This window comes from Enterococcus termitis (genome assembly GCF_001730305.1).
Classification (GTDB): domain Bacteria; phylum Bacillota; class Bacilli; order Lactobacillales; family Enterococcaceae; genus Enterococcus_L; species Enterococcus_L termitis.
Map to the genome: position 1 here is coordinate 95832 of NZ_MIJY01000043.1, position 19756 is coordinate 115587.

The following is a 19756-nucleotide window of genomic DNA, read 5'->3' on the forward strand; positions in this document are numbered from 1 at the left end:
GAATTTTACCATGAAATAAAGGAGAAGTCTGTTAATCATTCTTACTGGAACAACAGGTGATGGACACTATAGTTTCAAGAATAGCTAAAATTTTATTATAAAAATCGCAGCCATAGTTTACTAAAATCACTCATTATTTTTTCATGTTGGTTAGGTTAACTTAGAAAGGAAAAGTGTTAGTGATATATGTTTTTAGCTTGGATTTTTTGAATGAGTTAGATTAAGTAAAATACTCCCGGAAATAGTTTCTCATTTTCACAGGATCGATTAAAAAAATGTCAGTTGAAAAATTAAAGCGTACTTGTTATTCTGTTGAGTAAATTGATGAAGGAGGGTTCATCGTGGGAAAGTTGCAAGACAATTCGTTTAGGACTCGGCAAGAGTATCAAGAGGCTTTGACAGAAATGATCCAACCATTAAGAGCGTCTATTCTTGAATCGAATCTACCAGAATTAAACTTAGGGAGCAGTGGGGCAGTTTATGACCGTAAACGTGCGGATATGGAAGCGCTTGTTCGTCCGTTGTGGGGCATAGCTCCATATTGGAGAGCTTGTAAGGATGATGAGCTTAGAGATGCTTATGTGTCTAAATTGATGAGCGGAACAAATCCGAAAAGTAATCATTATTGGGGAGAAATAGAAGATTATGATCAATATATTGTTGAGTCGGCTGCGATAGCGTTGACACTTTTATTGCATAAAGAGTATTTTTGGGAGCAGTTGCCTAAGCAAAATCAACAGTATGTGAGCGACTGGCTATCTCTAGCATTAGTAAAAAAGATTCCGAAAAATAACTGGACCTTTTTTAAAGTGTTGATTCGGCTGGCGCTTTATCATTGTGGAGAACCATTGAAGCGAGAGGAATTAATACAAGAGCTACAATTGATTGATTCGATGTATATTGGTGATGGTTGGTACGTAGATGGGAAAACAACGCAACGAGACTACTATATTCCCTTTGCATTTCATTATTATGGCTTGATCTATGCAACTTTTATGAAAGAAGAAGATCCCGAATGGTCCCACCGCTTTATTGAACGGGCAACATTATTTGCACAGGATTTCGTTTATTATTTCGACGAAGATGGTGAAGCCTTACCTTTTGGCAGAAGCCAGACTTATCGATTTGCACAAGGCGCTTTTCTTTCTGCGTTAGTTTTTGCAGATGTGGAGGCTATTCCGTGGGGAGCAGTGAAAACCTTATTATCGAGTCATTTAAATACTTGGATGAATCATGATATTTTTACCTTTGATGGTCGTCTTTCCGTAGGCTATCATTATGAAAATCTTGTGATGGCAGAAGGATACAATGCGCCAGGCTCCCCTTATTGGGCGCTAAAAACTTTTTTATTGTTAGCAGTTAAAGAGGAGCATCCATTTTGGTCTGCTGTACCTGTTTATATACAAAGGAAAGAGCAAATGCTTATAGAAAAAGGCAGCATGCTTTTCGTTCGTAATGTAAATAGCAGCCATTTGTTGGGTTATCCAGCTGGATTGATGGTAGAAAATCAAGCTCATGCACAGGCAAAATATAGTAAATTTGTTTATTCTAGTAAATTTGGTTTTAGTGTCCCTAAAGCGGGAGTTTCTTATGAAGAAGGCGCCTTTGATAATATGCTGGCCGTTTCTCGTGACGGAGAGTATTTCCGAGTGAAAGGTCAGGTCTTAGATTACCATATGACAAAAGAGTGTGTTTCGTATCGTTGGGCTCCTTTTGAAGAGGTGTTGATTCAGACAGAGATTTATCCTTTTGGACAATGGCATTTGCGCGTTCACGAGATAGATACGGCAATTCCTTTGGAGATTCGGGAAGGCGGTTTTAGTGTTCCACTATCAGGTAGAAAGCCAAATGGAGAAATTGGAGAAACTTGGAGTAAGGCCTCAGAAGGAAATTTGCTGTCGCAGATCGTAGCGGTTGAAGGCTATGAGCAATCGTTGTTGATTCAACCAGAAGCAAACACATCACTCTTTTTCCAAAGGACAAGCTTGCCTTGTCTGAAAAAAGCATTATCAGTCGGAAAGCATCGCTTGATTTGCTTAGTTGGTGGTGTTGTTTCTGCACAAGAAAAGGAGAGAAGAGAATGATAAAAATTGAATTGAGAGATCAATCAGATCAGCCGATCATCGGACGAATCGATCATGAAAAGGAGGAGCAGCCTTTTTACGCGGAAGGACAGAAGATGGCTGTACTTGCAATAAAGCATTACCTGTATGAGGCAGGAGACAAGATTGTTGTGACGAAAACAGGAGACAGTCCTTATTTGGCAGTCCAGTTAGATGAAACGTTGCCGCTTTCGATCATTTATTTGCCGCAAAAGACTTGGGAATATGAAATTCCGATGGTTGAAGCAGCTAGGAAAGCTTCCGTAGAGACAGCATTTCATTCGGAGCGTCATCATATCATGGTGCGGCAAGCGCATGACTTTGAGATAGAAAATTATCAAAATGTATCGTTCAATTCTCATGATCAAAAAGAGCAATCAGGCGCTTATCCACATGCGTATGCCAATGTAGAAACGAGAGATGATGCTGTTTTCTTTGCCAAAAATGCAATCGATGGAAAATATGGAAATGAATCACACGGCTCTTATCCGTTTGCTTCTTGGGGGATCAATCAACAAGCTGATGCGGCATTGACAATCGACTTTGGACGAAGAGTAGAAATTGACTGGATTCGTTTATTGTTTCGCGCGGATTATCCTCATGATAGCTATTGGACAGAGGTAACGTTGGCATTTTCTGATGGAGAAGAATTAGTAGTTTCTACCACAAATGCTAGCACATTTCAGGAGATTCGATTTCCGCTAAAAGAAACGAGCCAAGTCACCTTTAAGAATTTGAAAAAAGCATTGGATGAGTCACCTTTTCCAGCATTAACGCAAATCGAAGTTTTTGGTCGAAATAAATGAGTGTTTATTGAGTTTAGAGTATGGGTAAGGCAAACACTCATGCTCTTTTTTGATGATTTCATGAAGAAGGGTCGCTTTTTCTTTTTCTTTGCGTTATAATGATTTTAGTTAATATGTTAACAAGTTAAGGAGAGCTGGACTATGAATCTTCAGGAAAATAGAAAAAGATTGATTGCCTTAAGTGAAAATGTTACACAACGATGGCTAGAGGAACAGATAGAATGGTGTGTTGCTCAGATCGAAAACAACATGTTGCGCTTTGGAATGCAATTTCCATCTGCTTGTGCAACGAACGGACGTTATCGAATCAAGGGAAATGATGATTGGACCAATGGATTTTGGACGGGAATGCTTTGGTTAGCGTATGAATGGACGAAGAAAGAACGCTTTTTAAAGCGGGCGATGGAAAATAGTGAGAGCTTTCAGCGGCGCTTGGATGATCATTTTGTGTTGGATCACCATGATATTGGTTTTTTATATAGTTTGTCTGCCGGTGCTGGCTTTAAAATCACTGGAAATCAACAATGTAAACAGCAAATCTTGCAAGCTGCGGAGGTTTTGCTTGCTCGTTTTCAAGAGCAGGGATCGTTTATTCAAGCGTGGGGGAAATATGGTGATCCTAAGGAATATCGTCTGATCATTGATTCATTGATCAATTTGCCGCTTTTGTTTGAAGCGACGGAGATTTCTGGTGATACTCGTTATTCAGAGGTGGCGACCAAACATTATCAAACGCTGATGCAAACGGTGATTAAACCAGATGCAACCACCTTTCATACGTATTATTTTGATCCGGAAACTGGAGTGCCAAGCCATGGTGCCACACATCAAGGGCATAGTGATACATCGATTTGGGCAAGAGGGCAAAGCTGGGCGGTGCTGGGGATTCCGTTAAATGAAAGCTATCTTCATTCAGTGCCGTTTCCAGAAAATTATGCACAGATCGTAGATGTGTTTCTTGATCATTTGCCAGAAGATCTTGTCCCTTATTGGGATTTTGATTTCAACGATCAACATCCATCTGATAAGGACAGCTCTGCGTTAGCTATTGCAGCCTGCGGGCTTATGGAAGCAGAAAAATTACAGGCGTATCCACATGCAGAAGCAATTGCTAAAGGAATGGTCTATCAGCTAGGGAAAAATTATACTGCTCAACATGTAGAAGGAAACGAAGGCTTACTTTTACATGGCGTATATGCGCATGCGGAAGGCAAAGGTATTGATGAACCGAATCTATGGGGAGACTATTTTTATTTAGAAGCTTTGATCAGGTTGGCAAAACCGGACTGGAAAAGATACTGGTAAAGGGGAATAAACATGCAGACGTTTGAGATAAAAGAAGATTTTTTATTAGATGGGAAACCGATCAAATTGATCAGCGGAGCGATTCATTATTTTCGAATGACGCCTGGACAATGGGAAGATAGCTTATACAACTTAAAAGCCCTGGGTGCTAATACTGTGGAAACCTATATTCCCTGGAACCTTCATGAACCAAGCGAAGGAGTGTATGATTTTGAGGGATTAAAAAACATTGAAGCCTTTGTAAAACTGGCACAAAAAATCGGTTTGCTTGTCATTTTACGTCCTTCTGTTTACATTTGTGCAGAATGGGAATTTGGCGGTTTACCAGCGTGGCTTTTAAAAGAGCAAGGCATACGTTTACGTTCAACTGATCCACGTTTTATGGAAAAAGTCCGTCATTATTTTAGTGTGTTGATACCAAAGCTTGTGCCGCTCCAGCTAACGCACGGTGGTCCAGTCATCATGATGCAAGTTGAAAATGAATACGGTTCTTATGGGATGGAAAAAGAATATTTGCATCAAACCAAACAACTGATGGAAAAATTTGGTGTGGATGTCCCTTTGTTTACCTCAGATGGCGCTTGGGATGAAGTGTTGGATGCTGGAACATTGATTGAAGAAGACGTATTTACAGCAGGAAACTTTGGCAGTCGTTCAAAGGAAAATGCAGAGGTTATGAGAAATTTCATGGAGCGTCATGGAAAAAAGTGGCCGATCATGTGCATGGAATATTGGGATGGCTGGTTCAATCGCTGGGGAGAGCCGATCATCAAGCGTGATGTCCAAGACTTAGCGGCAGAGGTAAAAGATATGCTTGAAGTTGGTTCGTTGAATTTGTATATGTTCCATGGCGGGACAAACTTTGGTTTCTATAATGGTTGCTCCGCACGAGGCACACTGGATTTGCCTCAAGTGACTAGCTACGATTATGATGCGTTATTGACGGAAGCAGGCGAACCAACAGAAAAATATTATCATGTTCAAAAAGCAATCAAGGAAGTTTGCCCAGATGTGTGGCAGGCTGAACCACGTACTAAAGAGCTTAGAAATCTAGGAACGTATCCAGTGGGAAATAGCGTTTCTTTATTCGCTACAAAAGATAAAATGATCGATTCGCAGCAAACCGTGTATCCGTTAAGTATGGAAGAAGCCGGCACAGGTTATGGCTATGTCCTGTATTCAGCAAAATTAAAAAATTATCAGCATGAGAATAAATTGAAGATCGTTGAGGCTAGTGATCGTATTCAAGTGTATGTAGAAGGCAAACTTGAAGCGGTACAGTATCAGGAAAGTATCGGAGATGACTTAGTAATTAGCGGCTCAGATGGAAAGAAAGACATTGAACTAGAGGTTCTTGTTGAAAATTTAGGTCGAGTGAACTATGGCTTTAAATTAAATAGCCCCACACAATCTAAAGGAATCCGCGGCGGCATCATGCAGGATATTCATTTTCATCAAGGGTACGATCAATACCCGCTAACCCTATCAGAGAAACAACTTCAAAGAATCGATTATACTGCTGGTCAGAATCCGCAGCATCCTTCTTTTTATCAAGTGACGTTCGAGTTAAACACTGTAGCAGATACATTTATTGATTGCTCCTGCTATGGCAAAGGGGTTGTTCTTGTAAATGGGTTTAACCTTGGACGCTATTGGAATGTAGGGCCGATCCGTTCATTGTATTGCCCTAAAGAAATTTTGAAAGTAGGAGAAAATGAAGTGGTGATTTTTGAAACGGAAGGATTTGAAATCAAGGAATTGGTCTTTTCAGCGCAGGCAATCATCGATTAAAAAATAGAAGTAGAGACTTATTCGGCCTCTACTTCTATTTTTGTTTTGAAATATTTCCAGTGTTTGTAGCTGATGATGTATTCAGCCACACTACCATCGGCTAAATACGAATGCTTGACTTGCTTCACTGCTGGTTCACGAAAGCTTAACTGTAATAAGTTTAACAGCTCTGCATCATCTGGAAACACGATTTCATTGGTTTCCACCGAAGCAAGGGAGAAAAGATCAATAGCAAAATCTTTTCTTACTCTTTCGTAGACACTAGCATAGGCGTTAAGATCATTTGAAACAGGCTCTTTCATTAACTTTTTAGGTAGATGAGTAATATGCACAAGAAAGGGATCATCACCAAAATAGCGCACGCGTTTGATCTTATAATAAGTAGCATTTGCGGCTAAGCCAAGTTCTTTTAAAATTTCAGGTTGATTGTCTTCTTCAACTGAAATCACTTTTACTTTTTCAGAATCAAGTGAATGCAATTCGATATCTGAAAATTTGACACTTTGAGAGATCTTGGATTTAGAGACAAAGGTTCCTTTTCCTTGGATACGATACAAATAACCTGCGCTAGTTAGTTCATTCAATGCTTTTACAGCAGTGATCGAGCTGACAGAATAGATTCGTTTGATGTCTGCTTCAGAATAAAATTTATCACCAGGGATAAATGTGTGGTTTTTTATTTCACGTAAAAGATCTTGTTTGATTTGTTCATATTTTGGGAGCACCGTCATGTACCTCCTTTTTTATACTATAATGTGTCAAGCATAACATGTTAATTCTTTTTTAGCAATCGATTCCTAAAGCATATGTCATTAAATACCAACATTAAGTGGGGATATCAAGAAAATTCAATATATTAAGATATTAGGTTTACGTGGGAGTTACTATGTGTTATAGTATGTTTATGAAAGACATAACATGTTAAGTGGGGTGACCTACGTTTTAGGAGGGAAAATAGTGGAAAACATTGTATTGATCAGTCATGGCGGGATGGCAGAAGGGGTCAAAGTCAGTCTGGAAATGATCGTTGGGCATCAAGAACAGGTACATGCTGTTTCGTTGAAACCAGATGGAGATAATCTTCAGTTTGAACAAGAACTTAATGAGAAAATGAAAGCCCTTAACGGATCGACTTTGATCATTGCTGATTTGTTAAGCGGTACACCATGTAACGTTGCTGTGAAAAATTATTTGAATGTAGAAGGAGTTGAAATCATTGCCGGAATGACTCTTTCAATTGTGATCGAAGCAGTTGTAAATCAGCAAGCTTCTATTAAAGAGTTAGTTTGTTTAGCAAAAGAAAATATTGTTGATGTTAAAGCTGGTATGAATAAAGCAGAGCAAGAAATTTCAGAGGCGAGCCAGGAAAAAGAACTAAGTAATTTTAGTGAGTATGCTGGAAAAGAGAATATCGTCAATACTCGAATCGACGAACGCTTGATTCATGGTCAGGTTGCGGGGATTTGGTCAACAAGTTTAAGCACACAGCGAATCATCGTTGCCAATGATGAAGCGGCTGCTGATCCATTGCAAAAATCTTCTCTTCGAATGGCGGCACCTTCTTCGATGAGATTATCTGTTTTACCAGTCAAAGATGCAGCTGAAAATATTCGAGCAGGCAAGTATGGCAAACAACGGTTGTTTCTACTATTTAAAAATCCGAAAGATGTTTTACGCTTTATAGAAGCAGATGGACCAATCAAAACAGTAAATGTTGGGAACATGAGTTATAAAGAAGGGGCACGTGAAGTGACGAAAAGTATTCAAGTGTTGCCGGAAGAAGAAACAATTTTTGAAACGATCGCTTCAAAAGGTATAAATGTAACCGCTCAACTTGTACCAAATGATCCATCGATTGATTTTATGAAGAAATTACGAGGGTAAGTTTTTGGGAGAGTGTCGTTTTATTACTGTATCTGACTTCAAGAGCGAGCCTTTCGGGAAACAGATAAAAATAGAGAGAGGCAAAAAATGCCGTAATCGATTTTTCAGTCATAACTGGACGAGCCCGTTACACTTTTTCTGTATCTAGCTGTACCAATCAATCCTTAGGAAAATAGATAAATTGCCAGTGAAACGAAAAGCGTTTCAATGTCAATTTCCTAATTTTCTACAGGATTAAGCGATTTGTTTCACTTTTAGAGTTATCTAGTTTCGCGAAACAGTTCCCTCAACAATTAGATAAATCCTCTGAAAGACTAAGAGCGTCTTTAAGACGATTTCCTAAATTGTTCAGGAACTTATCGTTTCACTACACTTTTTCTGTATCTAGCTGTACAAATCAATCCTTAGGAAAATAGATAAATTGCCAATGAAACGAAAAGCGTTTCAATGTCAATTTCCTAATTTTCTACAGGATTAAGCGATTTGTTTCACTTTTAAAATTAGGAGGAATTTTCATGCATTTAGCAGCGTATCAAATTATTCTTATTACAGTTTATGCTTTTATTGCAATCAATGATTCACTTATTTCAAATACGTTGACACAGCCGGCGATTGCCGGAATGATCTCTGGGATGATCATGGGAGATCTTAAGACCGGGTTGATGGTTGGAGGAACGCTACAGTTAATGCGTTTAGGGATTGCCGCTTTTGGTGGTGCATCTGTGCCGGATTATTTTACAGGTGCAGTGTTGGGAACAGCGTTTGCCGTTATTTCTGGTAAGGGTGCTGAATATGGTATTGGTTTAGCGGTTCCGGTGTCATTGCTGATGCTTCAATTAGATGTTGTGGCTCGTTTTTGTAATGTATTCTTGCTTCATCGTGTAGATAAAGCCATCGATAATATGCAGGTCAAACGAATTCCGCGTTTGGTCCTATCGGGTTCATTTTTATGGGGGTTATCTCGTGCGATTCCGATCTTATTGATGCTATTGGCTGGCGATGCGGTGGTGACGACGATCACTGAAAATATGCCGGAGTGGTTGATGACAGGTTTGAAAACAGCTGGCGGGGTGCTTCCTGTGGTCGGTGTAGCAATCTTATTGCGTTATTTGCCCACGAAGCAATATATTCCATATTTACTTTTAGGCTTCTTTTTAGCCGCATATCTACAAGTGCCGATGTTAGGTGTTTCGATCGTTGGGATGGTAGCAGCGATGCTTGTGTTTAAGCGTGATAGTGAAAAAGGAACAGCTCAAGCAGTTTCTGGTACAGGTGACTTTGAAGGAGGATTTGATGGTGATGAGTAATCAAAAGCTAACAAAAAAAGAATTGAATGCAATCAGCTGGCGCTATATTTTAGCAAGTCAATTAAACTGGAACTATGAGCGAATGATGAGCTCTGGCTACTTATATGGAATTTTACCTGTATTGAAAAAATTCTATGGACACGATGAAACACAATTTCAAGATATGATGCGGACGCACAATCAGTTTTTTAACACGAACGCAATCTTTGGGAATCTGATTATGGGGATCGATGTTGCGATCGAAGAACAAGATGGACACAAAGCAAAAGAAACGATCGTTGCATTGAAAACAGCCTTGATGGGTTCGCTTGCCGGAGTGGGGGATTCTTTATTCCACGTAATTTGGGGAACGATTTTTGGTTCGGTAGCAGGAACTCTTGCTCAAAATGGCTCTGTTGTGGGCTGTGTGATTTGGATCATTGCCAATATTGCGTTGTTATTTGGTCGTGCAGCGCTTTTACCACTTGGCTATAAACAAGGCGTAAAACTAGTCACCACGCTGAAAGATAAATTATCTGCCTTTACCAATGCAGCGACTGTTTTAGGGGTTACGGTGATCGGTGCGTTGATTCCATCAGTCATTAAAGCAACGGTTCCCTTTGTCTATAAAAAAGACGGTGTGGAATTAGTTATCCAAGATACCCTAGATGCGATTTTACCCTCACTTGTTCCGATCCTTTTAGTGCTATTGACCTATTGGATGTTAGGACAAAAGAAATTAAATTCAACACGAGTGATCTGGATTATTTTGATCCTGTCCATCGCATTAAGTGCTTTTGGGATTTTGGGCTAAGAAAAAGAAAAAATAGCTATTATTTTACAAGCATATAAGGAACAAAAATCGATAAAGGAGCATATAACATGGAAAATAGATATACACACAGTCCGGAAGATATTCGTCACTACTCGACAGAAGAATTACGTAGAGAGTTTTTAGTAGAAAAAGTTTTTACACCCGGAGAAATCAGCTTAACGTATACCCACAATGATCGAATGATTTTTGGAGGGGTCACTCCAACGACCGAACCGTTGGAAATTATTTTAACAAAAGAGTTAGGGGTCGATTATTTCTTAGAGCGTCGAGAATTAGGCGTTATCAATATTGGTGGTACAGGTTCGATCACGATCGATGGAAAAACCGAACCAATGAAAAAACAAGATGGCTATTATATCGGCAAAGAAACCAAGCAAGTGATTTTTCAATCAGATGATCCAGAGAATCCAGCGAAGTTTTATGTGAATAGTGTACCGGCGCACCATAAATACCCAAATGTGAAAATCAGTATCGATCAAATCACCCCTATGGAGACGGGCGAATCTTTGTCATTAAATAAGCGTAGAATCTATCAATATATCCATCCGAACGTCTGTGAAAGTTGTCAACTTCAAATGGGTTACACTGTATTGGAACCAGGCAGTGCTTGGAATACGATGCCTTGTCATACACATGAACGCCGAATGGAAGCCTACCTTTATTTTGATTATGCGACAGAAGATACACGTGTGTTTCATATGATGGGCAAACCAGACGAAACAAAACATTTAGTCGTAGCAAACGAACAAGCAATCATTTCACCAAGCTGGTCAATCCATTCAGGGGTCGGGACTGGAGATTATACTTTTATCTGGTCGATGTGTGGTGAAAATATTACGTATACAGACATGGACATGGTTTCGATGGATGAACTTAAATAGAAAAGAGGCAGACAGATGGATTTCACAATGGATAGCTTTCAACTAAACGGTAAGGTTGCGTTGGTCACTGGTGCAGTACATGGAATTGGTTTTGAAATTGCAAAAGCATTAGCGGCAGCTGGGGCAACAATCGTTTTCAATAATTTATCTCAAGAATCTGTGGATCAAGCAATGAAACTTTATCAAGAAGCAGGGATTGAAGCTACAGGCTATGCCTGTGATGTGACAGATGAAACAGCTGTTCAAACAACCGTTCAAAAAATCAAAGACGAAGTTGGCTCGATCGATATCCTAGTCAACAACGCAGGGATCATCAAACGTATTCCGATGACAGAAATGTCAGCAGAGGATTTTAGGCAGGTCGTAGATGTGGACTTAAATGCACCCTTTATCATGGCAAAAGCGGTGATTCCCGATATGATCGAAAAAGGCGGCGGTAAGATCATCAATATTTGCTCAATGATGAGTGAGCTGGGACGTGAAACGGTCAGTGCCTACGCAGCGGCTAAAGGCGGATTGAAAATGCTCACCAAAAATATCGCATCAGAATATGGTCAGTATAATATTCAATGTAATGGTATCGGGCCTGGTTATATTGCAACGCCGCAAACAGCGCCGTTAAGAGAAAAACAAGAGAATGGTGAGCGTCATCCTTTCGATCAATTTATCGTTGGACGGACACCAGCAGCTCGTTGGGGCACACCACAAGATCTTGCAGGTCCAGCTGTTTTCTTAGCTTCTCAAGCTTCTGATTTCGTTAATGGACATATTTTATATGTAGATGGCGGGATTTTAGCTTACATTGGAAAACAACCATAATCGGACACAGGGAAAAATGGAAACTATGATAGAAGTGAATCACTCTAAAGACTATAGAGGAGAGGCTTTGGCTTTTAATACGTATTGAAATTTTAGCTAGCTGGGGTGTAACGTGCAAAGTTATGTCCCAGTTGCTTATTCATTTTATTGAAAGCGTTATCTTTTTCTGCAAATCTACTTTATTGGGTATAACAAAGGGTTGTTTGGTTACAATAAAGCAGACACGATGTGTGCTATGGAGGGTATAAAATGATAAAAGCAGGTAGAACATATTTATTTCTGGCAGGATGCTCTTTACTAATTTTGGGTGGAAGTTGTGCAATGGCTGATCCAGCGCTAGCTGAAGAAGTCAGTCCAGATACAGCACAGACGAATCAGCCGCTGTATACCTCTGATTTTCCTAATCAAATCGGTACATGGCAGGATATAGTAGGTAAAGCGGACAAAAGTAATAATAGTAAGGGCTTATTTCTTGTGAATACAAAACAGGGAACTAGCTTGGAATCTGTTTCACTGAATAGTAGTGCTGGCAAACAGACAGCTGGTGATCTGGAGTACACCTTCTTATATGAAGGGCAAGCTAATTTTGGACTAGTTTTTCGGGCAGATACGCAAAATGTTAGCAAATGGCAGTCTTTTGCCTATAATCGTGATGGGCAATGGCAGTTAGGTCAGCCAGGCGGGAAATGGATCACTAATATCCCAGGACCTAAACTGATTACAGGTCAGCAATATAAATTGATGATTCGCTATGAAGCAAAACGTATTGAGGTATTTTTAAATGATCAATCATTTTATAAAAATGCTGAAGTTGTTTATCCTGACCAATCGTCTATTGATGGAGACTGGGAAGGATATAGTGGAATTCGAATGTTTGGCAATTTGTCGAAGTTAAATGTATTATCGATGCGTAGTGGAGCGGTTGGCAGTATTCCTGTCGTCGATCGTTCTGCCGAATATACACAGTTGCAAGAAAAATGGAAGAAACAGCTCGTATCTGAGCAGTATGACGACACGAATCCAACATTAGTCAATTACGTTCAAACCTTATCTAAGGAAGCACAAGACTTATATCAAACCATGAATAAAGAACCTAACCGCACATACCTTTGGCCGCTTGAACAAGGCAATACTGCATCAGCAGATCTGACCACACAATTTACCAAGCTGCAAAAGCTGGCTTTAGCTTATGGAACAAAAGGCAGTCCGATGTACCAAGACAAAGCGATTGAGGCAACGATCATCGAGGGATTGGACTTTATGGTCACTAAAAAAGGCTATGACGGAAAAAAATATCATGGAAACTGGTGGGACTGGCAAGTGGGAGTGCCGCAAAAATTCACCAGTATACTAATGATTCTTGGAGATAACCTTTCAGATGAACAGCTGCAGAAATATACAGCCGCGATGAGCGGTTATGTACCGGATCCATTTAAACAACTATACACAAAAACGCAAGGGACATTTGTTGACTTGGCATTTATCCCTAATTTTGTAACATCAGGAGCCAATCGTACAGATCTTGCTTTAACTGTTTTAGGGTTAGGGATTTTACAAAAAAATGAAGGGAAGATCACCCAAGCATCGAGTAGTATTACAGCGGTGTTCGAACTGGTTACAAAAGGAGATGGTTTTTATCAGGATGGATCATTCATTCAACATAACAACATTCCTTATACTGGTTCTTACGGCAATGTCTTGATGAAAGGGGTCGGACAGATTTTAGCGATCACAAAAGATTCCAGCTTTGAAATGGCACCAGAAATCGTAAATTCGTTTGTTGAAAATGTTGATCGAGCATTTATCCCATTGATTTATAAAGGAGAAATGCTGCCAACGGTCAATGGGCGCTCCATTTCAAGAGCTCCAGCTAAAACTAAGGTAGGATACGGTTCAACAACAGTTTATAATTTATTGATCGTTTCCAAATTTGCGCCAGCGGAATATCAAAAGAAATTTCAAGAAGCCGCAAAATATTGGATCACAGAAAATCCAGATTATTATTTAACCAATGCAAGAGATTTTAATGATCTGCAAATGACGATGACGCTCATGGATAATCCTGCAATTATAGGTGATACATTACCTTTTGTTGGCACGAAAATGTATGCTTCCATGGATCGTTTTGTTCAACGAACAGCCGATTATATGCTGGGATTAGGTATGTATTCCAGTCGAATTTCTTCATTTGAGGCAGGGAACAAAGAAAACAAACGCGGCTGGCATACAGCTGACGGTATGATGTATTTATACAATGATGATGAGGTTCAGTTTAATGCGGTGTATTGGCCTACTGTGGATCCTTATCGTTTGCCTGGTACGACTGTTGACACTATACCATTAGCCGATGAAGTATCTGCATTTACTACTGTTACATCGAAAGAAAAATGGGTTGGCGGTGGTGCTTTTGATGATCAGGCAGTCATTGGAATGGCATTGAATAAAACTGGGACGAAAAACAATGGCACAGTATTGCCGATGAATCTTCAAGGGAAAAAATCTTGGTTTGTCGTCGATGGCCAAATTGTAGCGTTGGGTGCAGGAATCAAAGGTGATACAAAAGCATCGATCGAAACGATCGTGGATAATCGTTTATTGAATGATCAGTATACTTATCAGCTACAATCAAATAATGGCAAAATCGATCAGGTGAACGAAACGAGCAGTAAACAATGGTTATTGCTGAATTCAGATCATAAAAATGCCAGTATCGGGTATTATTTCCCCGAAGAAACAACGGTATCTGTCATTAGTGAAATGAGAAAAGGCAGTTACACTGAAATCAATGAAGCTTTTCCAAGCAACGAAGTTTACACTGGGAATTATCGGACATTTGTGATCGATCATGGGAAAAATCCTGTAAATGAAAGCTATGCATATGTGACCTTGCCAGGTGTTGACGAAGCAGAATTAAAGGCCTATGCAGCAGAAAAACCTGTAAAAGTATTAGCGAATACAGCAGATATTCAAGCAGTAGAAATAGCAGCAGAGAATTATTTAGGCATCAATATTTGGAAAGAAACGGGTGGCAGTATTGCTGGAATTACTTCGGATAAGGCTGTGTCTTTATTGAAAAAAACGAGCGGCGAGAAGAAGAGCTATGTTTTTTCTGATCCCACCCAAACAACAACTAAAATGACAGTGAAACTACCAAAGGATTATCAGCAAATCGTGACATTGAGTGAAGGCATCACTTATGATGAAACGACTGATACATTTACGATTTCCTTTGAACAAACAGATGGCAGCAGTAAACAAATCGTTGTGCAATAAAAATAATTGAATCAAGCGTGTTTCGTTTGTACTTCCCTTGTTTTTAGAGAGGGAAAACGAAACACGCTTTTTTATTTAGAGAAACGTGAACTAAGTTGAATAAATAAACTACCACCTAATGTGATCATGCCAAGGCAAATAAAGATCGTGGTGTAACCATCTATTGAAAAGAGCTGTATCAAATAAGCACCGATTACTGGTCCAATAGAATTACCCAGCTTTGTCATTTCGGCTAAACCAAAATAAAAGCCTTTTTTATTACTAGGAGCGAGTTGATCGATCAAATAGTCAAAACGTACACCTAAAAAGAGTTCTCCCAAGCTGTAAAAAAATACCATGAGAAAAAGGACAAAGAGGATATTGGTTTTAGGCAATAGAAATAAGCTGAAAGCAAAACAGTAATTACTAAGCTGTAAAGCAAAAAAGGAAGAAATTTTTTTGGAATAGTTCATCACCGGAAGTTGTAGCAATAAAATCAAGGCTGCATTCATCGTTAAAACCATACTATATAACGTAACGCCAGAGCGAAACAACGTACTGGAAGCGAAAAATTGTGGGACTGTAGAATTGAACTGAGCATAAGCAAAATATGAAAAGGTGATACCAATCAATAATAAAAGATAAGCGACAACAGGAGTAATTTTAGTAGCTGCCGTTTCAACAGATGTTGGATTTACAGTGATAGGAATGACTGCTTCTTTCATCGTATGTCTGTTCACAAAACCATAAATAATATAAAAACTACCTAATATTAAATAAGGGAATAAAGAAGTGGTCGTAGAAAAAAGTAGCCCGAGCAAGGGCCCCAAAAAAGCACCGAGATTGATCGCTGCATATCTAAGATTATAAATAAACATACGCTGTTCGGGTAATGAAAATGCGGATAATGTCCGTTTAGTAGCAGGTTCGAAAAGAACATAGCAGAGACCGCTCAAAGCATTTAGCAATAAAAAAGTCGAAAAAGATGAGGCAAAGTAAAAGCTGATAAAGATGACGCCCCAAAAAATCGGTGTATAAGAGAGTAGAGAATAAAGCTTGATTTTATCGGACAAATGACCACCTAAAGAACTGCCTAGTACACTGACTAAAGGATTGATACCGACAATATAGCCAATTTCAAGCGCTGAAAATTGGCGAACATCAGATAAATAAATAGCCAAAAAAGGGGTGCTCATAAAAAGAGCGATCCGAGTAAATAAAGTACCTAGAAGAATTGTTTTCACTTGAATTGTCATTTTTTTACGCATAAAAAACCTCCACACTAGTTTGAAGGTATGGTATCATGAGCAAAAATGGAAAAGTATTTTTGTTGCGTATACGCACAAAAGGGGGAGGGCTATGTCTCAATATGGGCAAACGATCAAAAGTATTAGAGAATCACGTGGAATCAGCCAAGCTACTTTGTGTAAAGGGATCATGAGTCGCTCCAACCTATCAAGATTTGAACATCAGCTGTATATACCCAGCTTTGATAAAGTAGTAAATCTTTTGGAACGACTAAATGTTACAGTGGATGAATTTATGTATATCGATCGACACTTTTTGCCTAGTCGATATGAGTATTTTTATAGAAAGCTGATTCGGGCAGAAAATTACAAAAACAAAGAAGAACTATCGATAACTGCTAAACAAATCGCTGAGTATAAACAAGAAAGTACGGAATTTTATGAGTTGTTTTTACTTTCGCAACTCTCATTACTTGAAAGTAATTTACCAGCAGAACTGACAATGACAGATATTTCAGAGTACATGCGCCCGAAACTATTTGAATTAGAAAACTGGCTCTTTTACGATTTTAGACGATTAAACAATTTTATTCAGATATTTCAATTAGATGAAGCACTCTTTTTGTATGATCGCGCAATAACTGAATTCTCAAAATATGAAGCTTTTTCGAAAGAAAATAATATCAGCATTCACTTATCCTTAAATGTAGGACAATTACTATTAGCACACCACCAACCAGAAAAAGCCGTAATCTATTTTAAAAAAGCAAAGCAATATGCTCGTCAGCAAAATAAATTATTTCAAGAATTAGTGAGTGATCTGTTTATTGAAAAAATTATTAGCAGAAATAAGGAACAGAACACCAAAGATTCACTAACAGTGCTTATGGAGGAACTAATCCGGCAAGGCTATAAAACTACGGTAGATTCCTTGATTTCATATATTGAGGAAAAATAAATATATTTCTGTTGACTTTTCTTTCAATAAGCAGTAAGATTTAAATGTAACATTGATAGTTACTTTTTGGATTGGAGTGATAGACATGGCCATGTCGACCAAATTAAGTGTTGCGATCCATATCCTCAGCCTGATTGAAATTGGTCCACCTGATCAAGTGAATTCTGAACTGATTGCTGCGAGTGTGAATACAAATCCAGTTGTTGTCAGACGTTTGATGAGTAAACTAAAAAAAGCAGGGCTAATTCATACTAGCCGAGGAGCAACTCAAACGTATTTATTAAAGAAACCGGAAGAAATTTCTCTTTACGATATTTATGAAGCGGTGGAACTAGAAAAAGAAGTATTCAATATACATCAAAATCCCAACCCAAATTGTTTGGTGGGAGCAAACATTCAAGCTGCGCTCGAAGAACAATACAGTAAAGTGCAAGATCGTATGGAAACAGAACTAAAAGAGATTCCTTTGGCGGATGTGATCCATCAAATAAAGAACTAAGAGACAGAAAGGTCTCTTCTCTTTTTAAAGTTAAATGTAACAAAAAAAGTTTCATTAAAAGAAAGGAAGATCAGAGTATGAAAGTAGCAATTTTAGGAGCAAGCGGAAAAGCAGGTTCAGCCATTTTAGCAGAAGCCAAAAAAAGAGGGTTAGAAGTAACTGCCATTGTTCGAGATAAAACGAAAATCACAGATGGAACACCAGTGATTGAAAAAGATGTTTATCAGTTAACAACAGAAGATATACAAGACTTTGATGTCTTAGTAAGCGCCTTGGGCTTTTGGGGAGATACCAGTGAGTTTACTGGATCAACAAATCACTTGATCGATATTTTAACTGGACAAAAAACACGTCTATTAGTTGTTGGCGGAGCGGGTAGTCTATATGTCAATCCGGAACATACTCTTCGTTTAAGCGAAACCCCAGACTTCCCAGAGGCTTATAAAGCAGTGGCTGCTGGTATGGGCAAAGGTTTAGAGCTATTAAAAGAAGCAAAAAATATTCACTGGACTTATATTAGTCCGGCTGCAGAATTTGATGCAGAAGGTGCCGTAACTGGAGCATACGTTGCAGCTGGTGAAGAACTAGAAACAGATGCTGCAGGCAATAGCTATATTTCATATGGTGATTATGCAATCGCTATGGTGGATGAAATCCAAAATAATGCACACCCAGATCAACGATTTAGTGTACATCAATAAATTTATAAAGATAAGCAAAATAAGGATGGGACAGAAGTGTTTAATCCCGAGAAATAAGAAGGGATTGCTTCTGCTCCCACCGTTTATTCGGATTACACGTGAGTGGGACATAACTCGAAGAGTTATGTCCCACTCACGTTTTTTAGTAACATTTAGAACAAGCCGTTAAACCTCTCGCTTTAGCGCTTTCCAATGTATCTGGTGTATATGTGCCATTTCCACACTTGTGATTATGGTATTTAGAACCGGTTGGTGTAACTAGAACCATTTCTTGTACGCCTTGTGTATCTGGTGCTGGGGTTTCCGGTGTTTGATCCGCTGCTGCGGCCTGTTGAGCTTCTGCTGCAGCTTGTGCTTCTTCGGCCTTCTTTTGAGCCTCTGCCACTCGTTTTGCTTCTTCTTTTTTAGAGGCTAATGTTTGTTTTACAGCATTTGCGCGATTGCTTAAATCAGTATGTCCATTTGGTAATTCTTTAATTTTAGTAATCGCTTGATTGTAGTGCTCATCTGTTGGCTCTTGTTCTGCTTTTTCAACAGCTGTACGAGCTGCAGCAATTAGACTTTCAGTATGTTCTTTTTCGGTGATTTTTTCTTGAACAACTGTTAAACGCCTTAATAAAGAATCTTTATTTAGCGTAGCTTTATCAACTAAAGCAGTCGCTGAATCAAGATGTTCTTTTGTTTGTTTTGTTTCCGCCAGTTCAACAGCTTCGTAAATAGGAACATTTTCTTTAACGATCGCTAAGCGCCTGGTTAAATCTTCTTGCGTTAAGGAAGTAACCAACGTAGCGGCTTCATCATAATTTTTTTGTGTAGGTGTATCTTCCGCAAGTGCAAGAGCTGTTTCAGCCTTTTTGATTGTTTCTTGCTCTTGTTTTTCTTCATTAAAAAAAGCAACGAAGGCTTTGGAAGGCGTGACGGTGATTGTCTTTTCTTCGTCAGCTCCCCCAAGTGTTGCAGTGAAGGTTACTTTTTTTTCTTGATCGTCTGTTAGAGTGACCTTGTAGCGAAATGTGCCGTTTTTCGTTTTGACTTTTTTTCCTTCTACATTCAGCTCGCTTTTTTCATTTGTCTTTCCTTCGATTGTTGCTATCCCCTGCTCATTCGTCTCTACAGAATCATTATCAAACTCAAGTGTTGGTGATGATGAAGGGAAGCTGAATGCTCCAATGAATAAAAGCAGACTGATACCAGTTAACAGCAGTGGATTTTTCTTTTGCTTGTGCTGAATTTTCGCTTTTACAGATAAAACGCTTCCTACAATAATCCCCAAAACACTTAATAACCCAATAATTGCACTCATCATTTTATTTTTCCTCCTTTTTTTCTTATAAACAAATTGTATCATATCTTTTCATAAAAGGTAGGAATTATACTTCTGAAATTAAAA

16 protein-coding genes are annotated in these 19756 nt (G+C 38.9%); 13 read left to right on the forward strand and 3 right to left on the reverse strand.

The window, feature by feature from the left end; all coding sequences use genetic code 11:
- Nucleotides 1–341 precede the first annotated feature (341 nt).
- The 4 genes from BCR25_RS14590 (at nt 342) to BCR25_RS14605 (ending at nt 6004) form a co-directional block, all read left to right on the forward strand.
- Nucleotides 342–2084, forward strand: a complete 1743-nt coding sequence (locus BCR25_RS14590; protein ID WP_071879562.1) for a DUF2264 domain-containing protein — start codon at nt 342–344, stop codon at nt 2082–2084.
- Complete coding sequence (locus BCR25_RS14595) at nt 2081–2908, forward strand: hypothetical protein (protein ID WP_069664326.1); 828 nt, start codon at nt 2081–2083, stop codon at nt 2906–2908. The genes BCR25_RS14590 and BCR25_RS14595 overlap by 4 nt, the downstream gene beginning before the upstream one ends.
- A gap of 141 nt (nt 2909–3049) precedes the next feature.
- A complete protein-coding gene (locus tag BCR25_RS14600) occupies nt 3050–4213 on the forward strand; it encodes a glycoside hydrolase family 88 protein (RefSeq protein ID WP_069664327.1) in 1164 nt (387 codons plus the stop codon).
- 12 nt (nt 4214–4225) lie between these two features.
- Nucleotides 4226–6004: a glycoside hydrolase family 35 protein gene (locus BCR25_RS14605; RefSeq protein WP_069664328.1), complete on the forward strand. Its 1779-nt coding sequence runs from the start codon at nt 4226–4228 to the stop codon at nt 6002–6004.
- Between the two features lie 17 nt (nt 6005–6021).
- Here the strand turns inward: BCR25_RS14605 and BCR25_RS14610 are convergent, their stop codons facing one another.
- Nucleotides 6022–6729: a GntR family transcriptional regulator gene (locus BCR25_RS14610; RefSeq protein ID WP_069664486.1), complete on the reverse strand. Its 708-nt coding sequence runs from the start codon at nt 6727–6729 to the stop codon at nt 6022–6024.
- A gap of 232 nt (nt 6730–6961) precedes the next feature.
- Between BCR25_RS14610 and BCR25_RS20005 the strand changes: the two genes are divergently transcribed.
- From BCR25_RS20005 to hylB, 6 genes are all read left to right on the forward strand, one after another.
- Complete coding sequence (locus BCR25_RS20005) at nt 6962–7888, forward strand: PTS sugar transporter subunit IIAB (protein ID WP_139124598.1); 927 nt, start codon at nt 6962–6964, stop codon at nt 7886–7888.
- A gap of 515 nt (nt 7889–8403) precedes the next feature.
- Nucleotides 8404–9195 carry a PTS mannose/fructose/sorbose/N-acetylgalactosamine transporter subunit IIC gene (locus BCR25_RS14620; protein WP_069664329.1) on the forward strand — a complete coding sequence of 264 codons (792 nt, stop codon included), beginning with the start codon at nt 8404–8406 and terminating at the stop codon, nt 9193–9195.
- The gene (locus BCR25_RS14625) at nt 9188–9988 is read left to right on the forward strand and encodes a PTS system mannose/fructose/sorbose family transporter subunit IID (RefSeq protein ID WP_211272516.1); all 801 of its coding nucleotides are present in this window, start codon (nt 9188–9190) and stop codon (nt 9986–9988) included. The genes BCR25_RS14620 and BCR25_RS14625 overlap by 8 nt, the downstream gene beginning before the upstream one ends.
- A 68-nt stretch (nt 9989–10056) precedes the next feature.
- A complete protein-coding gene (gene kduI / locus BCR25_RS14630; RefSeq protein WP_069664331.1) occupies nt 10057–10890 on the forward strand; it encodes a 5-dehydro-4-deoxy-D-glucuronate isomerase in 834 nt (277 codons plus the stop codon).
- 15 nt (nt 10891–10905) lie between these two features.
- Nucleotides 10906–11709 carry a gluconate 5-dehydrogenase gene (locus BCR25_RS14635; RefSeq protein WP_069664332.1) on the forward strand — a complete coding sequence of 268 codons (804 nt, stop codon included), beginning with the start codon at nt 10906–10908 and terminating at the stop codon, nt 11707–11709.
- A gap of 252 nt (nt 11710–11961) precedes the next feature.
- A complete protein-coding gene (hylB, locus tag BCR25_RS14640; protein ID WP_069664488.1) occupies nt 11962–14982 on the forward strand; it encodes a hyaluronate lyase HylB in 3021 nt (1006 codons plus the stop codon).
- A gap of 71 nt (nt 14983–15053) precedes the next feature.
- Here the strand turns inward: hylB and BCR25_RS14645 are convergent, their stop codons facing one another.
- Nucleotides 15054–16229 carry an MFS transporter gene (locus tag BCR25_RS14645; protein WP_069664333.1) on the reverse strand — a complete coding sequence of 392 codons (1176 nt, stop codon included), beginning with the start codon at nt 16227–16229 and terminating at the stop codon, nt 15054–15056.
- Nucleotides 16230–16320: 91 nt separating this feature from the next.
- Between BCR25_RS14645 and BCR25_RS14650 the strand changes: the two genes are divergently transcribed.
- The 3 genes from BCR25_RS14650 to BCR25_RS14660 all read left to right on the forward strand — a co-directional run bounded on the left by BCR25_RS14650 (nt 16321) and on the right by BCR25_RS14660 (nt 18366).
- Nucleotides 16321–17166, forward strand: a complete 846-nt coding sequence (locus BCR25_RS14650) for a helix-turn-helix domain-containing protein (protein WP_069664334.1) — start codon at nt 16321–16323, stop codon at nt 17164–17166.
- Between the two features lie 85 nt (nt 17167–17251).
- Nucleotides 17252–17665 (forward strand): Rrf2 family transcriptional regulator, encoded by a 414-nt coding sequence (locus BCR25_RS14655; protein WP_069664335.1) that lies wholly within the window; start codon nt 17252–17254, stop codon nt 17663–17665.
- Between the two features lie 77 nt (nt 17666–17742).
- Nucleotides 17743–18366 carry an NAD(P)-dependent oxidoreductase gene (locus BCR25_RS14660; protein ID WP_069664336.1) on the forward strand — a complete coding sequence of 208 codons (624 nt, stop codon included), beginning with the start codon at nt 17743–17745 and terminating at the stop codon, nt 18364–18366.
- Nucleotides 18367–18508: 142 nt separating this feature from the next.
- On the opposite strand, the gene BCR25_RS14665 is transcribed toward BCR25_RS14660, so the two are convergent.
- Nucleotides 18509–19672 carry a hypothetical protein gene (locus tag BCR25_RS14665; RefSeq protein ID WP_245792200.1) on the reverse strand — a complete coding sequence of 388 codons (1164 nt, stop codon included), beginning with the start codon at nt 19670–19672 and terminating at the stop codon, nt 18509–18511.
- Nucleotides 19673–19756 lie beyond the last annotated feature (84 nt).

Coding starts and splice junctions, on each gene's coding strand:
- BCR25_RS14595 (WP_069664326.1), top strand. CDS start 2,081: ATGATAAAAATTGAATTGAGAGATCAATCAGATCAGCCGATCATCGGA.
- BCR25_RS14600 (WP_069664327.1), top strand. CDS start 3,050: ATGAATCTTCAGGAAAATAGAAAAAGATTGATTGCCTTAAGTGAAAAT.
- BCR25_RS14605 (WP_069664328.1), top strand. CDS start 4,226: ATGCAGACGTTTGAGATAAAAGAAGATTTTTTATTAGATGGGAAACCG.
- BCR25_RS14620 (WP_069664329.1), top strand. CDS start 8,404: ATGCATTTAGCAGCGTATCAAATTATTCTTATTACAGTTTATGCTTTT.
- BCR25_RS14625 (WP_211272516.1), top strand. CDS start 9,188: ATGAGTAATCAAAAGCTAACAAAAAAAGAATTGAATGCAATCAGCTGG.
- kduI (WP_069664331.1), top strand. CDS start 10,057: ATGGAAAATAGATATACACACAGTCCGGAAGATATTCGTCACTACTCG.
- BCR25_RS14635 (WP_069664332.1), top strand. CDS start 10,906: ATGGATTTCACAATGGATAGCTTTCAACTAAACGGTAAGGTTGCGTTG.
- BCR25_RS14645 (WP_069664333.1), bottom strand. CDS start 16,229: ATGCGTAAAAAAATGACAATTCAAGTGAAAACAATTCTTCTAGGTACT.
- BCR25_RS14650 (WP_069664334.1), top strand. CDS start 16,321: ATGTCTCAATATGGGCAAACGATCAAAAGTATTAGAGAATCACGTGGA.
- BCR25_RS14655 (WP_069664335.1), top strand. CDS start 17,252: ATGGCCATGTCGACCAAATTAAGTGTTGCGATCCATATCCTCAGCCTG.
- BCR25_RS14660 (WP_069664336.1), top strand. CDS start 17,743: ATGAAAGTAGCAATTTTAGGAGCAAGCGGAAAAGCAGGTTCAGCCATT.
- BCR25_RS14665 (WP_245792200.1), bottom strand. CDS start 19,672: ATGATGAGTGCAATTATTGGGTTATTAAGTGTTTTGGGGATTATTGTA.